The sequence below is a fragment of the Glutamicibacter sp. FBE19 genome, assembly GCF_015524875.1.
GTDB classification, from domain to species: domain Bacteria; phylum Actinomycetota; class Actinomycetes; order Actinomycetales; family Micrococcaceae; genus Glutamicibacter; species Glutamicibacter halophytocola.
In genome coordinates, this window is sequence record NZ_JACKQN010000010.1 from 51,032 (window position 1) to 68,935 (window position 17,904).

A 17,904-nucleotide genomic window follows, 5' to 3' on the forward strand; every position below is an offset into this window, starting at 1 on the left:
AACTCCTGACATTCTGCTTGCAAAGCAGACGCTCTACCAACTGAGCTAAGGCCCCGTATTTATTTATCTGGTGTTCCACACCGACCAATCCAAAAGGATCAATCAAAAAGAATTAGCGGAAAGCTGATGCTTTCCGCCACTCTCTTTTGTGGAGCCTAGGAGAATCGAACTCCTGACATTCTGCTTGCAAAGCAGACGCTCTACCAACTGAGCTAAGGCCCCAAAAGCTTTAGGAAACTTGATCGGCTACCTGATGCCAGGTTTCCTTTGTTTCCGAAGAAGCCTTCGCTTTCTTGACCAAGACTACCGCAGCAGCCGCAATCGTTGCGAGAACCAGGAACTTTTTCATTACTTCCCCTTTCTCTCCAGCAAGGTTTCCGTGGGCGTACCAAGACTTGAACTTGGGACCTCTTCGTTATCAGCGAAGCGCTCTAACCGCCTGAGCTATACGCCCTTGCTTTTGTTTGTTCCCTTTGGAACGAAATAAAACTCTACCGGGGATTTCCAGAAGATACAAATCGAGCCCGGGTGTCATGCATCACAACATGAAACCCGGGCTCGACTAGGGGTGTTTCTAGTCGTCGGTGAGGGTTACACCGATGCCGCCAACTAGCGATGCGGCAATGTTGTACAGCACTGCACCCAGCATGGAGACGATGGATATGACCACGACGTTCACCACGGCAATGATTGTCGCGTAAGAGGCCACCTGTCCCAGGGACATGCTCTGGCGCAGGTCGAAGCCGCCTTCAGCCATGGCATCGCGAATCAGCGTGTTGAATGCGTCAAACGTGCCCATCAAGTCCAGGAGGGCCCAGATGCCCACAGCAGCGACTACGGTGATGACACCGAAGGCTACCGAGAGCAGGAAGGCCAGTTTCAGTACCGAGAAGGGCTCAACCTTGGAAACCAGCAGGCGTGCCTTGCGGACCTTGGCCTTGGGCGCCGGGCGAACCAGGCGCTCCTGGCCGTTAGCCGGACGCTGGGCGGCCGGGCGGGCGCCTGCAGGGCGAGCCTGGCCGGCAGCTGGCTTGGCGCCTGCTGCGGCTGGGCGGCTGCCGGTGCCAGTTGGTGCCGGACGCTTTACCTGGGTAGGTCGCGGCGCTTCGCTCTTCGGGGCACTGCCGCTGGGGCGTGGCGTCGAGGGCGTGCTCATGCGTTACCTCCGTTAGTGGTGTCATCTTCCTGGGCGTCCGATTCGGTTTCCGGCGCGGTGGATGACTGATCGATCGTGTTTTCTGCGTCCAACGTTACGGCATCTTCCTCCAAGTTCTCTTCGAGCTCGGTCTCCGAGTTCTTGGCAACCGCAATAATGTTGTCCTTCTTATCCGGCTTGGCGAAGATGACGCCCATGGTGTCGCGGCCCTTGGCAGGAACCTGCGCCGCGGCCGAGCGGACCACCTTGCCCGAGCCCATGACCACGAGGACCTCATCGGTCTCGTCGACGATCATCGCGCCCACCAGCTCGCCGCGTTCCTCGTTGAGCTTGGCCACCTTAATGCCCAAGCCACCACGGGATTGCACGCGGTATTCGGCGACCTCGGTGCGCTTGGCATAGCCCTCGTTGGTCACCGTGAACACGAAGGAATCCTCGCGGACCACATCGGCGGCCAGCAGCTCGTCGCCCTCGCGGAACTTCATGCCGGTCACGCCGCTGGTCGCGCGGCCCATCGGGCGCAGCGCGGTGTCGGTGGCGGTGAAGCGCACCGACTGGCCCTTGCGCGAGACGAGCATCACATCATCGGATTCGCTGACCAGCTGCGCGGAGACCAGTTCGTCGTCGTCGCGCAGGTTGATGGCGATCACCCCGGCGGTGCGGTTGGTGTCGTAGTCCTCCAGGCGGGTCTTCTTCACCAGGCCGTTGCGGGTGGCCAGCATCAGGTAGGCAGCGTCCTGGTAGGTGCGCAGATCCAGCACCTGGGCGATGTGCTCATCGGGCTGGAAGGCCATCACGTTCGCCACGTGCTGGCCCTTGGCGTCGCGGCCGGCTTCGGCCAGCTCGTAGCACTTGGTGCGGTACACGCGCCCGTGATTGGTGAAGAACAGCAGCCAGTTGTGCGTGGAGGTGACGAAGAAGTGCTCCACCACGTCGTCCCCGCGCAGGTTCGCGCCCTTGATGCCCTTGCCGCCGCGGGCCTGCGAGCGGTAGTTGTCGATGCGGGTGCGCTTGACGTAGCCGCCGCGGGTGATGGTGACGACCATTTCCTCTTCGGGAATCAGGTCCTCGACGCTCATGTCGCCGTCGTAGCCCATGAGGATCTTGGTGCGGCGGTCATCGCCGTGCTTGTCCACGATCTCGCCGAGTTCTTCGGCGACGATTTCGCGCTGGCGGGCAGGGGAAGCGATGATGGCCTGGAATTCGGCGATCATGCGCTCGAGCTCCGCGTGGCGATCCTGGATCTTCTGGCGCTCGAGGGCGGCCAGGCGGCGCAGCTGCATATCGAGGATGGCGCGGGCCTGGTCCTCGTCGATGCTCAGCAGCTCCATCAGCCCGTCGCGGGCCGCCTCGGTGGTGGCCGAACGGCGGATCAGCGCGATGACCTCGTCAAGAGCGTCCAGCGCCTTGAGCAGGCCGCGCAGGATGTGGGCCTCTTCTTCGGCCTTCTTCAGGCGGAACTGGGTGCGGCGCACGATCACTTCGATCTGGTGGGTCACCCAGTGGCGGATGAACCCGTCCAGCGGCAGGGTGCGCGGCACCCCGTCGACGATCGCGAGCATGTTCGCCGAGAAGTTGGTCTGCAGCTCGGTGTGCTTGTACAGGTTGTTCAGCACCACCTTGGCCACGGCATCGCGCTTGAGCACGATGACCAGGCGCTGGCCGGTGCGGCCCGAGGTCTCGTCGCGCATATCGGCGATGCCGGCGATCTTGCCGTCGCGGACCAGCTCGGCGATCTTCACCGCGAGGTTGTCCGGGTTGGCCATGTACGGCAGCTCGGTGACCACCAGGCAGGTGCGGCCCTGGATTTCCTCCACGTTGACGACTGCGCGCATGGTGATCGAGCCGCGGCCGGTGCGGTAGGCGTCGGCGATGCCCTTGGTGCCCAGGATCATCGCGCCGGATGGGAAGTCCGGGCCCTTCACGCGCAGCATCAGCTCGGCGAGCAGCTCCTCGCGGGTGGCTTCCGGGTTCTTCAGGTACCACTGCACGCCCTCGGCCACTTCGCGCAGGTTGTGCGGCGGAATGTTGGTGGCCATGCCCACGGCGATGCCGGAGGAGCCGTTGACCAGAAGGTTCGGGAAGCGCGCCGGCAGAACGGTGGGTTCCTGGTTCTTGCCGTCGTAGTTGTCCTGGAAATCAACGGTGTTCTCGTTGATGTCGCGGACCATTTCCATGGCCAGCGGGGCCATCTTCGTTTCGGTGTAACGCTGGGCGGCGGCGCCGTCGTTGCCCGGGGAGCCGAAGTTGCCCTGGCCCAGGGCCAGCGGGTAGCGCATGACCCAGTCCTGGATCAGGCGGACCAGCGCATCGTAGATCGCGGTGTCGCCGTGCGGGTGGTACTGGCCCATGACTTCGCCGACCACGCGGGCGCACTTGTTGTAGGCGCGCTCGGGGCGGTAGCCGCCGTCGAACATCGCGTACAGCACGCGGCGGTGCACTGGCTTCAGGCCATCGCGCACGTCGGGCAGCGCACGGCCGACGATGACGGCCATGGCGTAGTCCAGGTAGGACCGCTGCATTTCGGTCTGCAGGTCGATCTGGTCGATGCGCCCGCCGTCATGGACCGGCTCGAGGACCTCGCCGTCCATGGGTTCGTTCTCAGGGGTTTGCTCGTCGCTCAATTTTTTCCCTTACAAGTCAAAAAGTCTTCGGTGGATGATCTATCGGCGCGGCCGATCAGATATCCAGGAAGCGCACGTCCTTGGCGTTCTGCTGGATGAAGTTGCGGCGGGACTCGACGTCCTCGCCCATCAGCACGGAGAAGACCTCGTCTGCGGCTGCGGCGTCATCCATGGTGACCTGGCGCAGCGTGCGGTGCTCCGGATCCATGGTGGTGTCCCACAATTCCGAGTAGTCCATCTCGCCCAGGCCCTTGTAGCGCTGGATGCCGTTGTCCTTGGGCAGGCGCTTGTTGGCGGCCTGCCCGGCCAGCAGCGAGTCATCGCGTTCCTTGTCGGAGAACACGTAGTCGTGCGGGGCGTTGGACCACTTGATGCGGTACAGCGGAGGAGCGGCCAGGAAGACGTAGCCGTGCTCGATCAGCGGGCGCATGAAGCGGAAGATCAGGGTCAGCAGCAAGGTGGTGATGTGCTGGCCGTCGACGTCCGCATCGGCCATCAGCACGATCTTGTGGTAGCGCAGCTTGGCCATGTCGAACTCTTCGCCGATGCCGGTGCCGAAGGCGGTGATCATCGCCTGCACCTCGGCATTGCCCAGCGCGCGGTCCAGGCGGGCCCGCTCCACGTTCAGGATCTTGCCGCGCAGCGGCAGGATGGCCTGGGTGTGAGGGTCGCGTCCGCGCTTGGCCGAGCCGCCTGCGGAGTCGCCCTCCACGATGAACACCTCGCACTCGACGGGGTTCTTCGAGGAGCAGTCCGAAAGCTTGCCGGGCATGCCGAAGGATTCCATCGGCGACTTGCGGCGGGCGTTGTCGCGGGCCTTGCGCGCGGCCATGCGGGCCTGCGAGGCCAGCTGCGCCTTGCGGATGATGTCGCGCGCCACGTTCGGATTGCGCTCGAACCAGTCGCTGAGCTCTTCGTTGACCACGCCCTGGACGAATCCGCGGGCGATCGAGTTGCCCAGCTTGGTCTTGGTCTGGCCTTCGAACTGCGGCTCGGAGAGCTTGACCGAAATGACTGCGGTCAACCCTTCGCGGGCGTCCTCGCCGGTGAGGTTGTCGTCCTTTTCGCGCAGGATCTTGTTATCGCGTGCGTAGCGGTTGAGCAGGCCGGTCAGGGCCGCGCGGAAGCCTTCTTCGTGGGTTCCGCCCTCATGGGTGTTGATGGTGTTCGCATAGGTGTGCACGGACTCGGCGTAGGCGCTGGTCCACTGCATGGCGATTTCCACGCTGATGCCGCGGGCCGCATCCTCGGATTCGAAGGCGATGACCTCGTCGTGGACCAGTTCGATCTTCTTGGCGGCGTTCAGGTGCTTGACGTAATCCAGCAGGCCGTCCTTGTACAGGTAGTCCACGGTTCGTGGCTTGACTACCTGGTTTTCGATCTCTTCTTCGACTTCGGCTTCGGGCTCGGCGTTTTCGGGAATGCGCTCGTCGGTCAGCGTGATCCGCAGGCCCTTGTTCAGGAAGGCCATCTGCTGGAAGCGGGCACGCAGCGTTTCGAAGTCGAATTCGGTGGTCTCGAAGATTTCCGGATCCGGGTAGAAGGTCTGGCTGGTGCCGGTGAGCTCGGTTTCCTCGCCCTGGGTCAGCGGACTGGTGGTGACGCCGCCGTTGCCGAAGCTGATGCGCCACGCGTGGCCCTGGCGGCGCACGACAGTGTCCACCCGGCGCGAGAGCGCGTTAACCACGGAAATGCCCACGCCGTGCAGGCCGCCGGACACGGCATAGCCGCCGCCGCCGAACTTGCCGCCGGCGTGCAGGATGGTCATGACTACCTCAACGGTGGGCTTGCCCTCGGTGGGGTGCACATCCACGGGGATGCCTCGGCCGTTGTCTTCACAACGCACGCCGCCATCGGCCTGCAGGGTGACGTTGATGGTGTCGCAGTATCCCGCCAATGCCTCATCGACGGAGTTGTCGACAACTTCGTAAACCAAGTGGTGCAGGCCGCGAGGGCCAGTGGAACCGATGTACATGCCCGGACGTTTGCGTACCGCTTCGAGTCCTTCGAGGACGGTAATATCCTGGGCGCCATAGGTATGTTCGACTTTGGAAGTCATCGATTCCGCGGGAACCTGGCTTTCTGCCGGATCCTGCGGTGAAGCATTTTCAGTAGACACGGGTGCTACGAACTCCTCGAATTTGGCGCGCGATCACTTTCGGCACTCAGTGCAGCATCTCCGGTGATCATGGTCTGGAGGGGCATCGCCACAGGGCTTAACCCGCGGCAACGCCATTTCACTACCTCTAATTCTACCGCGTAGAGCAAAATAATCGGTGCTCCTGTGGCCTAAATCAGCCACATAAAGCTAGTAATTGACCATCTGAGCCAGTTTCGGAGCTCAAGTGAGGGGGGATCCACCCTCCGGGTCCGTTAGTGCGCCATGTGCCGTATCAGCAATTTTCACCCATAGGTGTCGCGAGGGCCGCGGCCGGCCACCGAACGCATCCCATGGCGCCAGGAAGGCGCATTCGGACCGAGCACCTTGAGCACGGTGACGATCCCGGGGCCCAATTCCGCATCGAATTTCTTCAGAATATCGTGGCTGAGTAGGCGCATTTGCGCAGCTCGTGCGGTTGTATCGCAGCGCATCACCACTACCGAATCTTCAAAAGATTCCGGTTTGCAGTGCTTCGCGTTGTCTTCGCCGATGATGTCAGCCCATCGGCCAAGCACCGACCCAACAGCGACCTGTGTATTCCAGCCGCGGGATTTGGACAAGCGCGAAACGACTTCGCCAATAGCGCGCGGGTCGCGAATTGCGCCCTCGGAAGATTCCGGTTTTTCCGCAGCGAATCCGCGACGGGCAGCTTGGCGCTTGCGGACCTTTTCCATTCGCGCCGCGTCAACGCGTCGCTCGCCGCGTTCTTCGGCGAGCTTGCGCATCCGGTTCAGCAATGCCGTGGCGGCGTCGATTTCCGGATCAAAACGATGTTCGTCGCGTTCTTCGGGTTCACGCATCGACGACCTGGCCAGGGGATACCTGGAAGAAATGTCCCTTCAGGGCTTCGGGAACATCTTCGGCAACTGCGGCGGTGACCAGTACTTGCTCGGCTCCGGCAACGATATGCGCCAGCCGGTCCCGGCGAGTGGTGTCGAGCTCGGCAAAAACGTCGTCCAGGATCAAGATGGGTCCAGAACCTGGGCGTGGATCATCGTCGCCGAAGACGCGATAGGCAGCAAGCCGCAGGGCCAGGGCAAAGGACCAGGTTTCACCGTGGGATGCATAGCCTTTGGCCGGAGTCGGGCCGAGAATCAAGGCAAGATCATCACGGTGCGGGCCAAACAGCGAGATGCCCCGGTCAAGTTCGCGGCTGCGGTTTGCCTCAATGGCATTGAGCAGGAGATCTTGAATTTCTTCCTGGTTCAGCTCCTCGAGCGAAGCGGCGGGAAGGCTGTTCTCGTCGCTTTCGCTCTCCAAGGACGATCGGTAGATTGCCCTTGCGTCTTTGGCGCCATCGGCCAGGTCGGCATACGCCGCCTGCATATATGGCCTAATCAGCATAAGAACATCGAGACGTCCGCGAATAAGCCGCGCACCGCAGGTCGCCAGCTGCAAGTCCCAGGCCCTCAGCGTGTTTTCCTGCGATGAACTGAGCTTGGACTTTCCTCGAATCGACTTCAGCAGCGCGTTGCGCTGCTTCACGATGCGTTCGTAGTCGCTTTTGGTTCCCGCTTCTACTGGATGCAAGGCAACAAGAAGTTCGTCCAGGAACTTGCGCCGATGCGAAGGGTCGCCCTTCACCAATGACAAGTCCTCTGGGGCAAATAACACGGTTCTGACCAAGCCGAGAATCTCGCGTGCCCGCACGGGATTGGCGCGGTTGATCCTGGCCCGGTTGAGCTTGCCGCTGGTGATCTCGACTTCCAGCGTTGTGGTTTGGCTTCCGCGATGCACGGTGCCTCGGATGAGCGCCCGTTCCGCACCAAAATTCAGCAGGGGAGCATCGTTGCTGACTCGGTGCGAAGCCAAGTTAGCCAGGTATCCGATGGATTCAACGATGTTGGTTTTGCCAACACCGTTGGGGCCAATGAGCACGTTAATGCCAGGAGCCAGGTGCACGTCGGCCTGCGCATACGAGCGGAAACTCGTGAGTGAAAGCTGCGATATATACACCGAGGTCCTGACAGAAACGAGGTGGTGGAGGAAAAATCATCCACCACGCAATTGGGCTAGTTCGAGTTTGGCAAGCGTACCGGCATCACGAGGTAGCGGTACTGATCCTGATCGGCTTCATCCAGCTTTTTCTGACCCGTGAGCATGGCTGGCTTTGGCGCGCTGGTGAAGGAGAAGCGCACGAAGTCAGTGGTGAACGAGTTCAAGCCTTCAGAAAGGAAGGTTGGGTTGAAGGCAACCACAATGTCCTCGCCGCGCAAGGAGGCAACAATGGCTTCTTCAGCCTGGGCATCCTCGCCGGTCCCGGCGTCCAAGGTCAGCTGGCCATCGGTGAATGCCATGCGTACCGGGGTATTGCGTTCGGCAACAACTGATACACGGCGTACTGCTTCCATGAGTTCGCTGGTGCGAACCGTTGCATGGATTGGGGTATCGCTTGGGAACAGCGAGCGAATCTTCGGGTATTCGCCATTGATCAGCAACGACGTGGTCCGGCGGTTGGAGCTTTCGAAACCAACCATGTCGCCCTTTTCGCTGATGGCCAGCTTCAGTTCGCCAGCGCCCGAGAGCGTTTTGGCAACTTCGCTCAGAGTCTTGGCCTTGATCAAGAACGAGGTGGAGATCTCCGACGTATTTGGAGTCCAGTTCAGTTCACGTAGCGCCAAGCGGTAGCGGTCAGTAGCCAGGAAAGTGATCAGATCATTCTCAATCTCAACCTTGATGCCGGTAAGCACTGGAAGAGTGTCATCCTTGGAAGCTGCAACGATGACCTGGGCAACAGCAGCAGAGAAAGCCTGGCCATCAATGGTGCCGGCAATTGCTGGAAGATCCGGCAACGTTGGGTATTCATCAACTGGCATGGTCGCCAGGTGGAAGCGCGAGCGGCCACAGGTCAATGAAATCTTTGAACCCTCGGTTTCCAAGGTCACCGTGGAATTTGGCAATGAGCGGGTGATCTCAGCCAAGAGCTTGCCTGAGACCAGGATTGAGCCTTGCTCAGAGATATCTGCAGGAATCTCGATATGCGAAGAAATCTCATAATCAAAACCCTCGAGGCGAACTAGGCCTTCGTGGGTGGTGATCAAAATGCCAGCCAGTACTGGTGAGGGTGGGCGTTGTGCCAGGGACCGTGCGGTCCAGGATACGGCTTCTGCCAATACATCCTTTTCAACGCTGAACTTCACGAAAAATCCGCCTTTCGGACACCCTTGAGTCTTAAGTCAGGCCAAGAAGGTTGTTCCCTCGCCAAGTTCTTAAGCATAGAGCAGGTAGTTGCACGTTTTCTCCATCTAATCTTGCCACGTCCTGCAGATGCAAAGGCAGCCCTCGATTTCATTTGTTGATGAGAGAGCTGCGAAGGCAAATTTTGAACAGGTTTGGTTCGCGAGTCAGGAGTGGACTCGTTATTTGGATGAATAAGTGTTTAAAGGAGGAGTGTTAATAACCCCTGTTGATACTGTGGATAAGCCTTGAATCCCCAGAACCTACGGCAATTGTGCATGTGAACAATCTGTGGTTGAAGCTGACACTGAGTTCCAAGGCCTTGTTGAAACTCAGTTCCACGATTTTTAACGTCCACATAGGTAGCCACCTTTATCCGCAGGTAGTCACCAGATCGTCCACAGATTTATCCACACCTGTGGTTTCTTGTTATTCAGTGTTCCCGCTGGCTCTGCTTGATGCGGTTCGTTAACTCGGTGACTTGGTTAAAGATGGCTCGACGCTCCGCCATAAGCTCTCGGATCTTGCGATCCGCGTGAATCACGGTCGTGTGGTCACGCCCGCCAAGTTCGGCACCGATCTTTGGCAAAGACATGTCGGTAAGCTCACGCAGCAGATACATGGCGATCTGGCGAGCAGTAACCAAAGTACGGGTTCGAGACTTGCTGTTCAGCTCATCAATGGACAGCCCGAAGTACTCGGCTGTTTGCTTGATAATCGTCGACGGGGTGATTTCCTGGGCTCCGTCTTCACTGATCAAGTCCTTGAGCACGGTTTCGGCCAGGGCAAGGTCAACGGCCTGATTATTCAAGGAAGCGAATGCGGTGACTCGAATCAAGGCACCTTCAAGCTCGCGGATGTTCGTGGAGATGCGCGAAGCGATGTACTCCATCACGTCACCTGGAGCCGAGAGATTTTCTGCATCGGCCTTCTTGCGCAGAATCGCAATACGCGTCTCGAGCTCTGGCGGCTGAATATCAGTGAGCAGACCCCACTCGAAACGAGAACGCATGCGGTCCTCAAAGCCCTGCAGCTGCTTTGGCGGCAGATCAGAGGTGATCACAACCTGCTTATTGTGGTTATGCAGCGCATTGAAGGTATGGAAGAACTCTTCCTGGGTAGCGTCCTTGTTGGCCAGGAACTGAATATCGTCAATGAGCAAGATGTCGACGTTGCGATAAGTCTGCTTGAAGCTTGCACCCTCATCATCACGAATGGAGTTGATGAAGTCGTTGGTGAACTCTTCTGAATTGACGTAGCGAACGCGGATGCCCTTGTAGAGGTGCCGTGCGTAATGGCCGATGGCGTGGAGCAGGTGAGTCTTGCCCAACCCGGAGTCGCCGTAGATAAACAGCGGGTTGTAGGCCTTGGCCGGTGCTTCGGCAACGGCAACTGCCGCGGCATGCGCGAAGCGGTTCGAGGAGCCAATCACGAAGGTATCGAAAATGTACTTCGGATTCAGGCGGCCGAACTCTTGAGAGTTTGATGGGGGAGTCGGCTGCGGTGCCGGCTGCGGTCGCGGGCCCGGAGGTTCGGTCACCGCCGGAGCGGCTGGTGCCGGCGCACTGGTTTCGGGGACTTCTTCATCCATCTCATCCGACAGCGACAGATCAACACTGACGGCGCAACGAATGTCGTCCTGGAATACTTCGCGTAGCGCTTCATCCAGTGGTTCGCGCAGCTGGGTCTGCAAAATGTCGCGGGTCAGGTCATTGGGAACTGCCACGAGCAGAGTCGTGCCAATCAGACCTTGGGGCTTCGCCAACGATACAAAGGCACGGTAGCGCGCCTTGACTCGATCATCGTCTTCGATCTTTCGAATTACCTGGCGCCAGGAGCTACCAATGCTATTGGTCTCGTCGCTGCTCACTAAGGGCGCCCCACTCTCGTCAAAAATGCAATGTTAGTCACACGAATCCTGTTTCAAAGGCTCGAAAACGACGTTTTTTGGACGACGTCTCCATTGATTCTATCCACCATCCACACAGTTATGCACAGCCAGGTGGAAAAAGTTGACCCCAAAGGTGTGGAAAACGGGTTTTCCCTTGAAAATGTGCGTTTTAAGCTTCGAGATGACTAGCACTTTCATGTGAGCATGTGAATTTTCTTTCCTTCTCCACGGAAGTAATCCACAACTTTGGGGTAGATTATTCACAGGCCATCATTTCTGATCCGGCTTGTTGGCGGTAGTTCCGCGCCAATTTGACCTACGGCGCGCATTTTTCTATTGTTGTTCAGTCCTGTGTGCTTCATTTTGCGACTTGCTCATTTTCGAAGAGCCCGCAAATAACGCACATTTTATAAGAAATTACGAGCGTCAACCTGTTGTTATCGAGTTAGCTGGTCAACGGGAAGAACGCATCATCTAGATCGTCTTGGAGTGTCACCGTGAGCAAGCGGACTTTTCAGCCTAACAACCGTCGTCGTTCGAAGAAGCACGGTTTCCGTCTTCGTATGCGTACCCGTGCAGGTCGTGCCATCCTTTCGGCACGTCGTGGCAAGGGCCGCACCGAACTCTCAGCATAAACTTGCTAATCAGCTGTTGGCTTCATGATTTCAACGAGCTCAACTAAAGAGCTGGTCCAAAAAACATGTTGCCAAAGAATCAGCGACTGCGCCTAGCGCAGGATCTTACAGCCACAGTACGTTCCGGCGTCCGAAGCGGACGCCGGAACGTCGTGCTATATGCACGCCGTCGTCAAACCGAAGAGTTTGCCGGGGACCGGTTTGGATTCATAGTTTCCAAGGCTGTTGGTATTGCCGTTAAAAGGAACCTCGCTAAACGACGAATGCGGGAAATTGCCCACGAGCTTCGGCGCGTAGATGGCGATATCGACATTGTCGTGCGGGCCCTTCCTGGCGCTGCGGAACTTTCGTGGGAAGAACTTCGTTCCCAAATAAACGCATCTTTTTCAGCTGCGTTGCGGAAGCTCGAGGATCGCTGATGCGTAAGGATTCTGCTCCCCGGACCGGTGTGCTGTGGTTCATCATCGATATTCCACGCAACGTCGTCATCGGGATGCTCAAGATCTACCGAAAAATCATCTCGCCATTATATGGCGATGTATGCCGATACTTTCCTAGCTGTTCTGCCTATGGGCTCGAAGCAGTGACTCAGCACGGCGTTATCAAAGGTGCCGGACTGACCACTTGGCGTATCCTTCGGTGCAATCCGTGGTCACACGGAGGCGTCGATCATGTTCCCGAGGGACCAAGGATTTGGCCAGAAGGCAAACTGCCGAGGATCATAGTTCTGAATCATCCTGTGATTCCCGACGATGAAGACGCCGCGGATAGCGGCCGCAAGGAGCTCGACCACTGATGAACAACTTCCTAGACACGATATTGACTCCGTTTACATATGCGGTGTCGTGGGTTTTGTGGGCATTCCACGAACTGTTCACCCGGATTGGGATGGATGAAGGGTCAGGCGTCACCTGGACCCTGTCGATCATCTTCCTTGTGTTGCTGATCCGTACCTTGCTGATTCCAGTCTTCGTCAAGCAGATCAAGTCGCAGCGCGCCATGCAGGCCCTTCAGCCTGATCTGCGCAAGCTGCAGGCCAAGTACAAGGGCAAGACCGACCAGATGTCGCGCCAGGCTATGGTTCAGGAACAGCAAGCGCTGTTCAAGAAGCATAAGACCAACCCGCTGTCGTCGTGCCTTCCGCTGTTGATTCAGATGCCGTTCTTCTTTGCGCTGTTCCGCGTACTGAATAACGCCTCCCATGCCAGCGAGAACCACCAAGCAGTTGGCGCGCTGTCCGTTGAGAACATCCGCAGCTTTGACAGCGCACAGATCCTCGGCGCCCCGCTGTCCGAGACGTTCCTGGGCACCATCAACTCCGGAAACACCAACTGGGCCGTAGTAATCGTGGCCGTGATCATGATCCTTGCGATGATCGCTTCCCAGTTCTTCACCCAGCGCCAGCTGATGACCAAGAACATGAGCAAGGAGGCCCTCGAGGGGCCGTTCATGCAGCAGCAGAAGATGATGCTGTACATCCTGCCGCTGGTCTTCGGTATCGGTGGTATCAACTTCCCTATTGGTGTTCTGATTTACTGGACCGCAACCAACCTGTGGACCCTGTGCCAGCAGTTCTGGGTCATCCGCAACAACCCTACGCCAGGCTCGCAGGCCGAGCGCGAGCTGAACGCCCGCCGTGCCGAAAAGGGCCTGCCACCGGTAGGCGTGAAGAAGGAAGATGCAGCCGCTGCTGCCGAAGAAGCCGCCCAGCAGGCTGCCAAGGGCCAGCGCGAACAGCCAAAGCGTAATAACCGCCGGAAGAAGAAGTAGCGATGACTGCAACTGAGAATATCGACGCACCAGAACTTGAAGCCCCGATCGATAACGAGCAGGAGGTTCTGGACGAGGGCGAAGTCGCTGCCGACTACCTCGAGGAACTTCTTGATATCGCCGATCTCGATGGAGATATCGACATCGAAATCCGCGGTGGACGTACCTACATTTCCATCGTGACCGAGGACGACGACACGTCCTTGGACAGCCTGGTGGGCGAAAACGGAGAGACCCTTGACGCTCTCCAGGAACTGACCCGGCTAGCAGTTCTTACGGCCACTGGTGAGCGTTCACGCCTGATCCTGGACATTGCGGGCTACCGTGCAGACCGTGCAGAGCAGCTCAAGAAGCTGGCTGAGGACGCTATTGCCAACGCCCGTGATACCGGCGAAAAGGTTCATTTGGAGCCAATGAGCGCATACGAGCGCAAGCTTGTGCACGACGTGATTGCCGAAGCAGGATTGCATTCGGAGTCCGAAGGCGAATCAACTCGACGCCATATCGTTGTTTCGGTATTGGACAGTTAAGCAAGAATACGCACCAGCGTGATGATCGACCTAAAGGACCAAGACCATGACTGAGGATCTCAGCCTTACTGCAGAAGAGACCCTGGCCGCCGAAAAGATCTTCGGCGACCGCCTGGATCTAGCCAAGCGCTACGTTCAGCATCTGGCTACCTCAGGCATCGAGCGCGGACTGCTTGGGCCGCGTGAGGTTCCACGCTTGTGGTCGCGCCATGTGCTCAATTGTGCAGTGATTGAATCCGTGATGGAGCAAGACGTCGAGGTAGCTGACGTAGGCTCCGGGGCAGGCCTTCCAGGCCTATGCCTCGCCATCGCGCGCCCAGACTTGAAGCTCACTCTGATTGAGCCTCTGGAACGTCGCTGCATCTGGCTGTCCGAAGTAATCGAGGACCTTGGCCTTGATAACGTGACCGTCATGCGCGGCCGCGCCGAGCAAATGGTAGATGTGGTTAACGCACGCTACGTCACCGCACGCGCGGTGTCCGCGCTGGCTAACTTGGCCGGCCTGACTATCCCGCTGCTGCACGGCCAGGGCGAACTGATTGCTATCAAGGGCCGGTCGGCTGCCGAAGAAATCGACAAGGCCTCAAAGGCCATTCGTAAGCTTGGTGGCAAAGAAACTGAAGTCTTGACCATCGGCGAAGATTTGCTTCCAGAGCCTACTACGGTGGTTCGCATTAAGGTTGGCTAGCCCAACGCGATAGTCTGTTAACTAGTTCTGGGTGTGCGGTGACTTCATTTTGCAGAGTTCTGCCAAATGAAATTATTTAGCAATCTCAATAACTTGTTTTGAATGTTTCACGTGAAACATTGTCGGTGCAGCCATCAATATAGGCTTCACCAATTCACGAGGAGGAGTTTTACCTGTGTCCAAGACTAAGAGCTCGTCGGATAGTGCTTTTGACTTCAGTGACTCTTCCTCGCCATTGGCTACGCAGATAGCTAGCGAACATCGTCGTCGCGAAGCTTTGGAGGCCCGAACGGTGCCAGCTCCCGAGAAAACCCGTTATTTCACAGTCTCGAACCAAAAGGGTGGCGTCGGTAAAACCACCACCACAGTTAACCTGGCTGCCGCATTGGCCAAGGGTGGCTTGAACGTTTTGGTCATCGACATTGATCCGCAGGGAAACGCATCGACCGCTTTGGGAATTGAGCATCATTCCGAAGTAGATAGCATCTATGACGTACTAATCAACGATCTTCCATTGTCTGAGGTTGTGGCCACGTGCCCGGACCTGCCATCATTACAGGTTGCGCCGGCAACCATTCACCTGGCAGGTGCGGAAATCGAGCTCGTTTCCCTGGTCGCGCGTGAACAGCGCTTGCAGCGCGCACTAGACGATTACGCGCGTACTCGCCAGCGCGAGGGACTGCCGCGTCTTGACTATGTCTTCATCGACTGCCCGCCAAGCCTGGGACTTCTTACCGTCAACGCCTTTGTGGCTGCCCGTGAGGTCCTGATCCCTATACAGTGCGAGTACTATGCGCTTGAAGGTTTGAGCCAGCTGCTGAAGAACATCGAGATGATTCAGAAGCATCTGAATTCCAAGCTCACTGTTTCCACCATCTTGCTGACGATGTACGACGGACGCACCAAGCTGGCAGCTCAGGTTGCCAACGAAGTGCGAGAGCACTTCCCGGAACAAGTACTTGATGCTGTCATTCCCCGGTCAGTACGAATCTCTGAAGCTCCAAGCTACCAGCAAACTGTGATCACCTACGATCCAAACTCAACCGGCGCCCTGTCGTACTCCGAAGCTGCCTATGAGATGGCTGAACGAGGCGCCTAGACCGGCGCATCTAATCTCCGTGAAGTAGCTAATATTTTCAGATGAAAATATTTGTTTTTCCGGTGAATACTCGGTAGTTCAGTACGGTGAGCAACACCTGCACCAACTCTCTGTAAGCATCCCCGGTTCAATGTCTAAAAACAGTAGACTAGTCTCGGGCTGAATGTTCGGACGAAAGGGCGTGCAATAATCATGGCAGAGAAGAAGCGTGGATTGGGCAGGGGACTGGGAGCACTCATCTCGAGTTCGCCGGTGTCGGAGTCTGTCGAAGAGACCAACGATGTTTCACGTGAAACAACCAAGCCTGAGGTTAAGTCGGTTCCTGGTAAAGCCAAGGCATCACGCCCCGTTGACATGTTCTTCGAACCTGGACGCAAGTCTTCAACGCCAAAGCCTGCCACTGCGACCACTAAGTCAGCGAAGCGCCCTCGCGCTACCATGCCCGGCTTGAACACGACCCTTGCGTCGAAGGCGAACTCAGCCGAAGAGGCTTCCGTGAAAGCGGCAGAACCAGTCAAGGCAAGCGCGGAGTCAGCGGCAAAAGACGTAGTGCCGACAACCCCGATCGAAAACTCATCAGGTCTGGTAGAAGTGCCTGGTGCACAGTTTGCTGAACTTGATGTAAAACTGATCCACCCTAACCGTAAGCAGCCCCGCACCAATTTCGATCAGGAGCACATGGATGAGCTCATCCATTCCATTCGAGAAATTGGACTGCTTCAGCCCATCGTAGTTCGCCCATCACGCGAATCTGATGATGAACCATACGAACTCGTAATGGGTGAACGTCGTTGGCGTGCCACCCAGGCAGCGGGTCTAGAAACGATTCCCGCGATCATCCGTGATACGCAGGACACCGACCTTCTGCGTGACGCATTACTTGAAAATCTCCACCGATCGCAGCTGAATCCACTCGAAGAAGCTGCGGCTTATCAGCAGCTTTTAGAGGAATTTAACTGTACTCAAGAGGTACTTTCAGATCGCATTGGCCGATCGAGATCACAGATCTCCAACACGATCCGCCTCATGAAGCTTCCACCGTTGGTACAGCGCCGAGTGGCTGCCGGAGTGCTATCTGCGGGACACGCACGCGCTCTGCTGGGTCTGTCGAATAACGAAGCTATCGAGCAGCTGGCGCAACGCATCATCAATGAAGGCCTCTCGGTGCGCGCGACGGAAGAAGCGGTAGCCTTGAGCGACGACAAGCCCAAGAAGCCCGCCAAGAAGGCAAGGGAGACGCAGCGAAACGAACGCCTCGATTTCCTTGCCACGTCTTTGTCGGACCGTTTGGATACCAATGTAAAGATTCAGCTAGGTAGCCGCAAAGGCAAGGTCAGTATTGAATTCGCGTCGGTCGACGACCTGAACCGTATTATTCAAGTTATCGATCCGAACATGAAGCAGTAATTTCTTCAGACAGGGCGCATGTTTCACGTGAAACATGCGCCCTGTCTGTGTTTGGGGATGTTTCACGTGAAACTGTATGCCGATGATAGTTCTTCAAGGTAGACCTCCATGAGTCGCATCGATTCCGGGGGAGGGGTATAGAGATCAGCCAATGTAGTTGCCTGATTTGATATTCCCCGGAGCGGTCGAGCTCTCGTCCCAAACGCGTCTCAAAGTGGAGATGCGGTTTGCGAGAGGAGAACAGATTAATTCAAATGCGGCATTACCGATCTTCCAGGAATTGAAGCATTTGGGTAATACTGTGCCTCGGTTGAAGTTGTGCCCCACCATCTCCCAGTTGCTGCGGGCGCAAAGCCCCATTGAAGCTGGTGCATATAGCCATGCCTGCATTCCGGTGTTTCACGTGAAACAAGAAACAGTCTAGGTAACTCCTGCCAACCAATATTCCGTTGAGCTTCCAGGTTTCCAAGAGAGACCGAGAGTAAGGGTCGCTGAAAAATTCTATAGTATGCCAGCCTGGCGCCAACAAGCGGAAATAGATTGCATGTCTAGTCCGCACCTAGAAAGAATCATGCCAGGCACCTGCTTTGGGATTCCTTACCTCGATGACGTAAGTAATTAATGAGTCAGACTTGAACGATGAGCAAATCTCCGCGCGGCGTTTCTTGCAGCTGTAAAGACTGTCACTAGAGCAACGACGCTAATGCTAGAGCGAATGCTGCAGAACAGATCGCATTGCGGCTCTTGAGCACTCTGCGTCATACAG

General features: G+C 57.4%; 15 protein-coding genes and 3 tRNA genes (1 of these 18 running past the window's edge). 8 read left to right on the forward strand and 10 right to left on the reverse strand.

Going from position 1 to position 17,904, the window contains the following annotated elements; all coding sequences use genetic code 11:
- The 10 genes from H6F58_RS14655 to dnaA form a co-directional block, all read right to left on the reverse strand.
- Positions 1 to 55: transfer RNA gene (locus tag H6F58_RS14655), tRNA-Ala, on the reverse strand (it extends 118 nt beyond the left edge of the window).
- A gap of 94 nt (positions 56 to 149) precedes the next feature.
- Positions 150 to 222, reverse strand: a tRNA-Ala gene (locus H6F58_RS14660).
- A 158-nt stretch (positions 223 to 380) separates the two neighbouring features.
- Positions 381 to 454 (reverse strand) — tRNA-Ile (locus H6F58_RS14665).
- Between the two features lie 120 nt (positions 455 to 574).
- The gene (locus H6F58_RS14670) at positions 575 to 1,156 is read right to left on the reverse strand and encodes a DUF3566 domain-containing protein (protein ID WP_060700139.1); all 582 of its coding nucleotides are present in this window, start codon (positions 1,154 to 1,156) and stop codon (positions 575 to 577) included.
- On the reverse strand, positions 1,153 to 3,780 hold the full coding sequence (gene gyrA, locus H6F58_RS14675) for a DNA gyrase subunit A (protein ID WP_146277188.1): 2,628 nt from the start codon (positions 3,778 to 3,780) through the stop codon (positions 1,153 to 1,155). The genes H6F58_RS14670 and gyrA overlap by 4 nt, the downstream gene beginning before the upstream one ends.
- A 55-nt stretch (positions 3,781 to 3,835) precedes the next feature.
- The gene (gyrB, locus tag H6F58_RS14680; RefSeq protein ID WP_206693736.1) at positions 3,836 to 5,839 is read right to left on the reverse strand and encodes a DNA topoisomerase (ATP-hydrolyzing) subunit B; all 2,004 of its coding nucleotides are present in this window, start codon (positions 5,837 to 5,839) and stop codon (positions 3,836 to 3,838) included.
- 344 nt (positions 5,840 to 6,183) lie between these two features.
- Complete coding sequence (locus H6F58_RS14685) at positions 6,184 to 6,741, reverse strand: DciA family protein (RefSeq protein ID WP_146277184.1); 558 nt, start codon at positions 6,739 to 6,741, stop codon at positions 6,184 to 6,186.
- Entirely contained in the window at positions 6,734 to 7,897 is a 1,164-nt protein-coding gene (gene recF / locus H6F58_RS14690; protein WP_195182047.1) for a DNA replication/repair protein RecF, read from the reverse strand. The genes H6F58_RS14685 and recF overlap by 8 nt, the downstream gene beginning before the upstream one ends.
- 56 nt (positions 7,898 to 7,953) lie before the next feature.
- Complete coding sequence (dnaN, locus tag H6F58_RS14695) at positions 7,954 to 9,081, reverse strand: DNA polymerase III subunit beta (protein ID WP_060700134.1); 1,128 nt, start codon at positions 9,079 to 9,081, stop codon at positions 7,954 to 7,956.
- Between the two features lie 470 nt (positions 9,082 to 9,551).
- Positions 9,552 to 10,988, reverse strand: a complete 1,437-nt coding sequence (dnaA, locus tag H6F58_RS14700) for a chromosomal replication initiator protein DnaA (protein ID WP_060700133.1) — start codon at positions 10,986 to 10,988, stop codon at positions 9,552 to 9,554.
- A 518-nt stretch (positions 10,989 to 11,506) separates the two neighbouring features.
- Here dnaA and rpmH point away from each other — a divergent pair.
- The 8 genes from rpmH to H6F58_RS14740 all read left to right on the forward strand — a co-directional run bounded on the left by rpmH (position 11,507) and on the right by H6F58_RS14740 (position 17,138).
- A complete protein-coding gene (rpmH, locus tag H6F58_RS14705) occupies positions 11,507 to 11,644 on the forward strand; it encodes a 50S ribosomal protein L34 (protein WP_075972541.1) in 138 nt (45 codons plus the stop codon).
- 65 nt (positions 11,645 to 11,709) lie between these two features.
- Entirely contained in the window at positions 11,710 to 12,063 is a 354-nt protein-coding gene (rnpA, locus tag H6F58_RS14710; protein ID WP_075972540.1) for a ribonuclease P protein component, read from the forward strand.
- A complete protein-coding gene (yidD, locus tag H6F58_RS14715) occupies positions 12,063 to 12,440 on the forward strand; it encodes a membrane protein insertion efficiency factor YidD (protein ID WP_146277180.1) in 378 nt (125 codons plus the stop codon). Before rnpA ends, yidD begins: the two co-directional genes overlap by 1 nt.
- Positions 12,440 to 13,414, forward strand: coding sequence for a membrane protein insertase YidC (gene yidC, locus H6F58_RS14720; protein ID WP_146277178.1), 975 nt, complete (start codon positions 12,440 to 12,442; stop codon positions 13,412 to 13,414). Before yidD ends, yidC begins: the two co-directional genes overlap by 1 nt.
- A 2-nt stretch (positions 13,415 to 13,416) precedes the next feature.
- Positions 13,417 to 13,944 (forward strand): R3H domain-containing nucleic acid-binding protein, encoded by a 528-nt coding sequence (locus H6F58_RS14725; protein WP_146277176.1) that lies wholly within the window; start codon positions 13,417 to 13,419, stop codon positions 13,942 to 13,944.
- Positions 13,945 to 13,990: 46 nt separating this feature from the next.
- Positions 13,991 to 14,632, forward strand: coding sequence for a 16S rRNA (guanine(527)-N(7))-methyltransferase RsmG (gene rsmG, locus H6F58_RS14730; RefSeq protein ID WP_146277174.1), 642 nt, complete (start codon positions 13,991 to 13,993; stop codon positions 14,630 to 14,632).
- Positions 14,633 to 14,807: 175 nt separating this feature from the next.
- Positions 14,808 to 15,731, forward strand: a complete 924-nt coding sequence (locus H6F58_RS14735) for a ParA family protein (RefSeq protein ID WP_348536400.1) — start codon at positions 14,808 to 14,810, stop codon at positions 15,729 to 15,731.
- Positions 15,732 to 15,923: 192 nt separating this feature from the next.
- A complete protein-coding gene (locus H6F58_RS14740; RefSeq protein ID WP_146277172.1) occupies positions 15,924 to 17,138 on the forward strand; it encodes a ParB/RepB/Spo0J family partition protein in 1,215 nt (404 codons plus the stop codon).
- Positions 17,139 to 17,904: the final 766 nt, after the last annotated feature.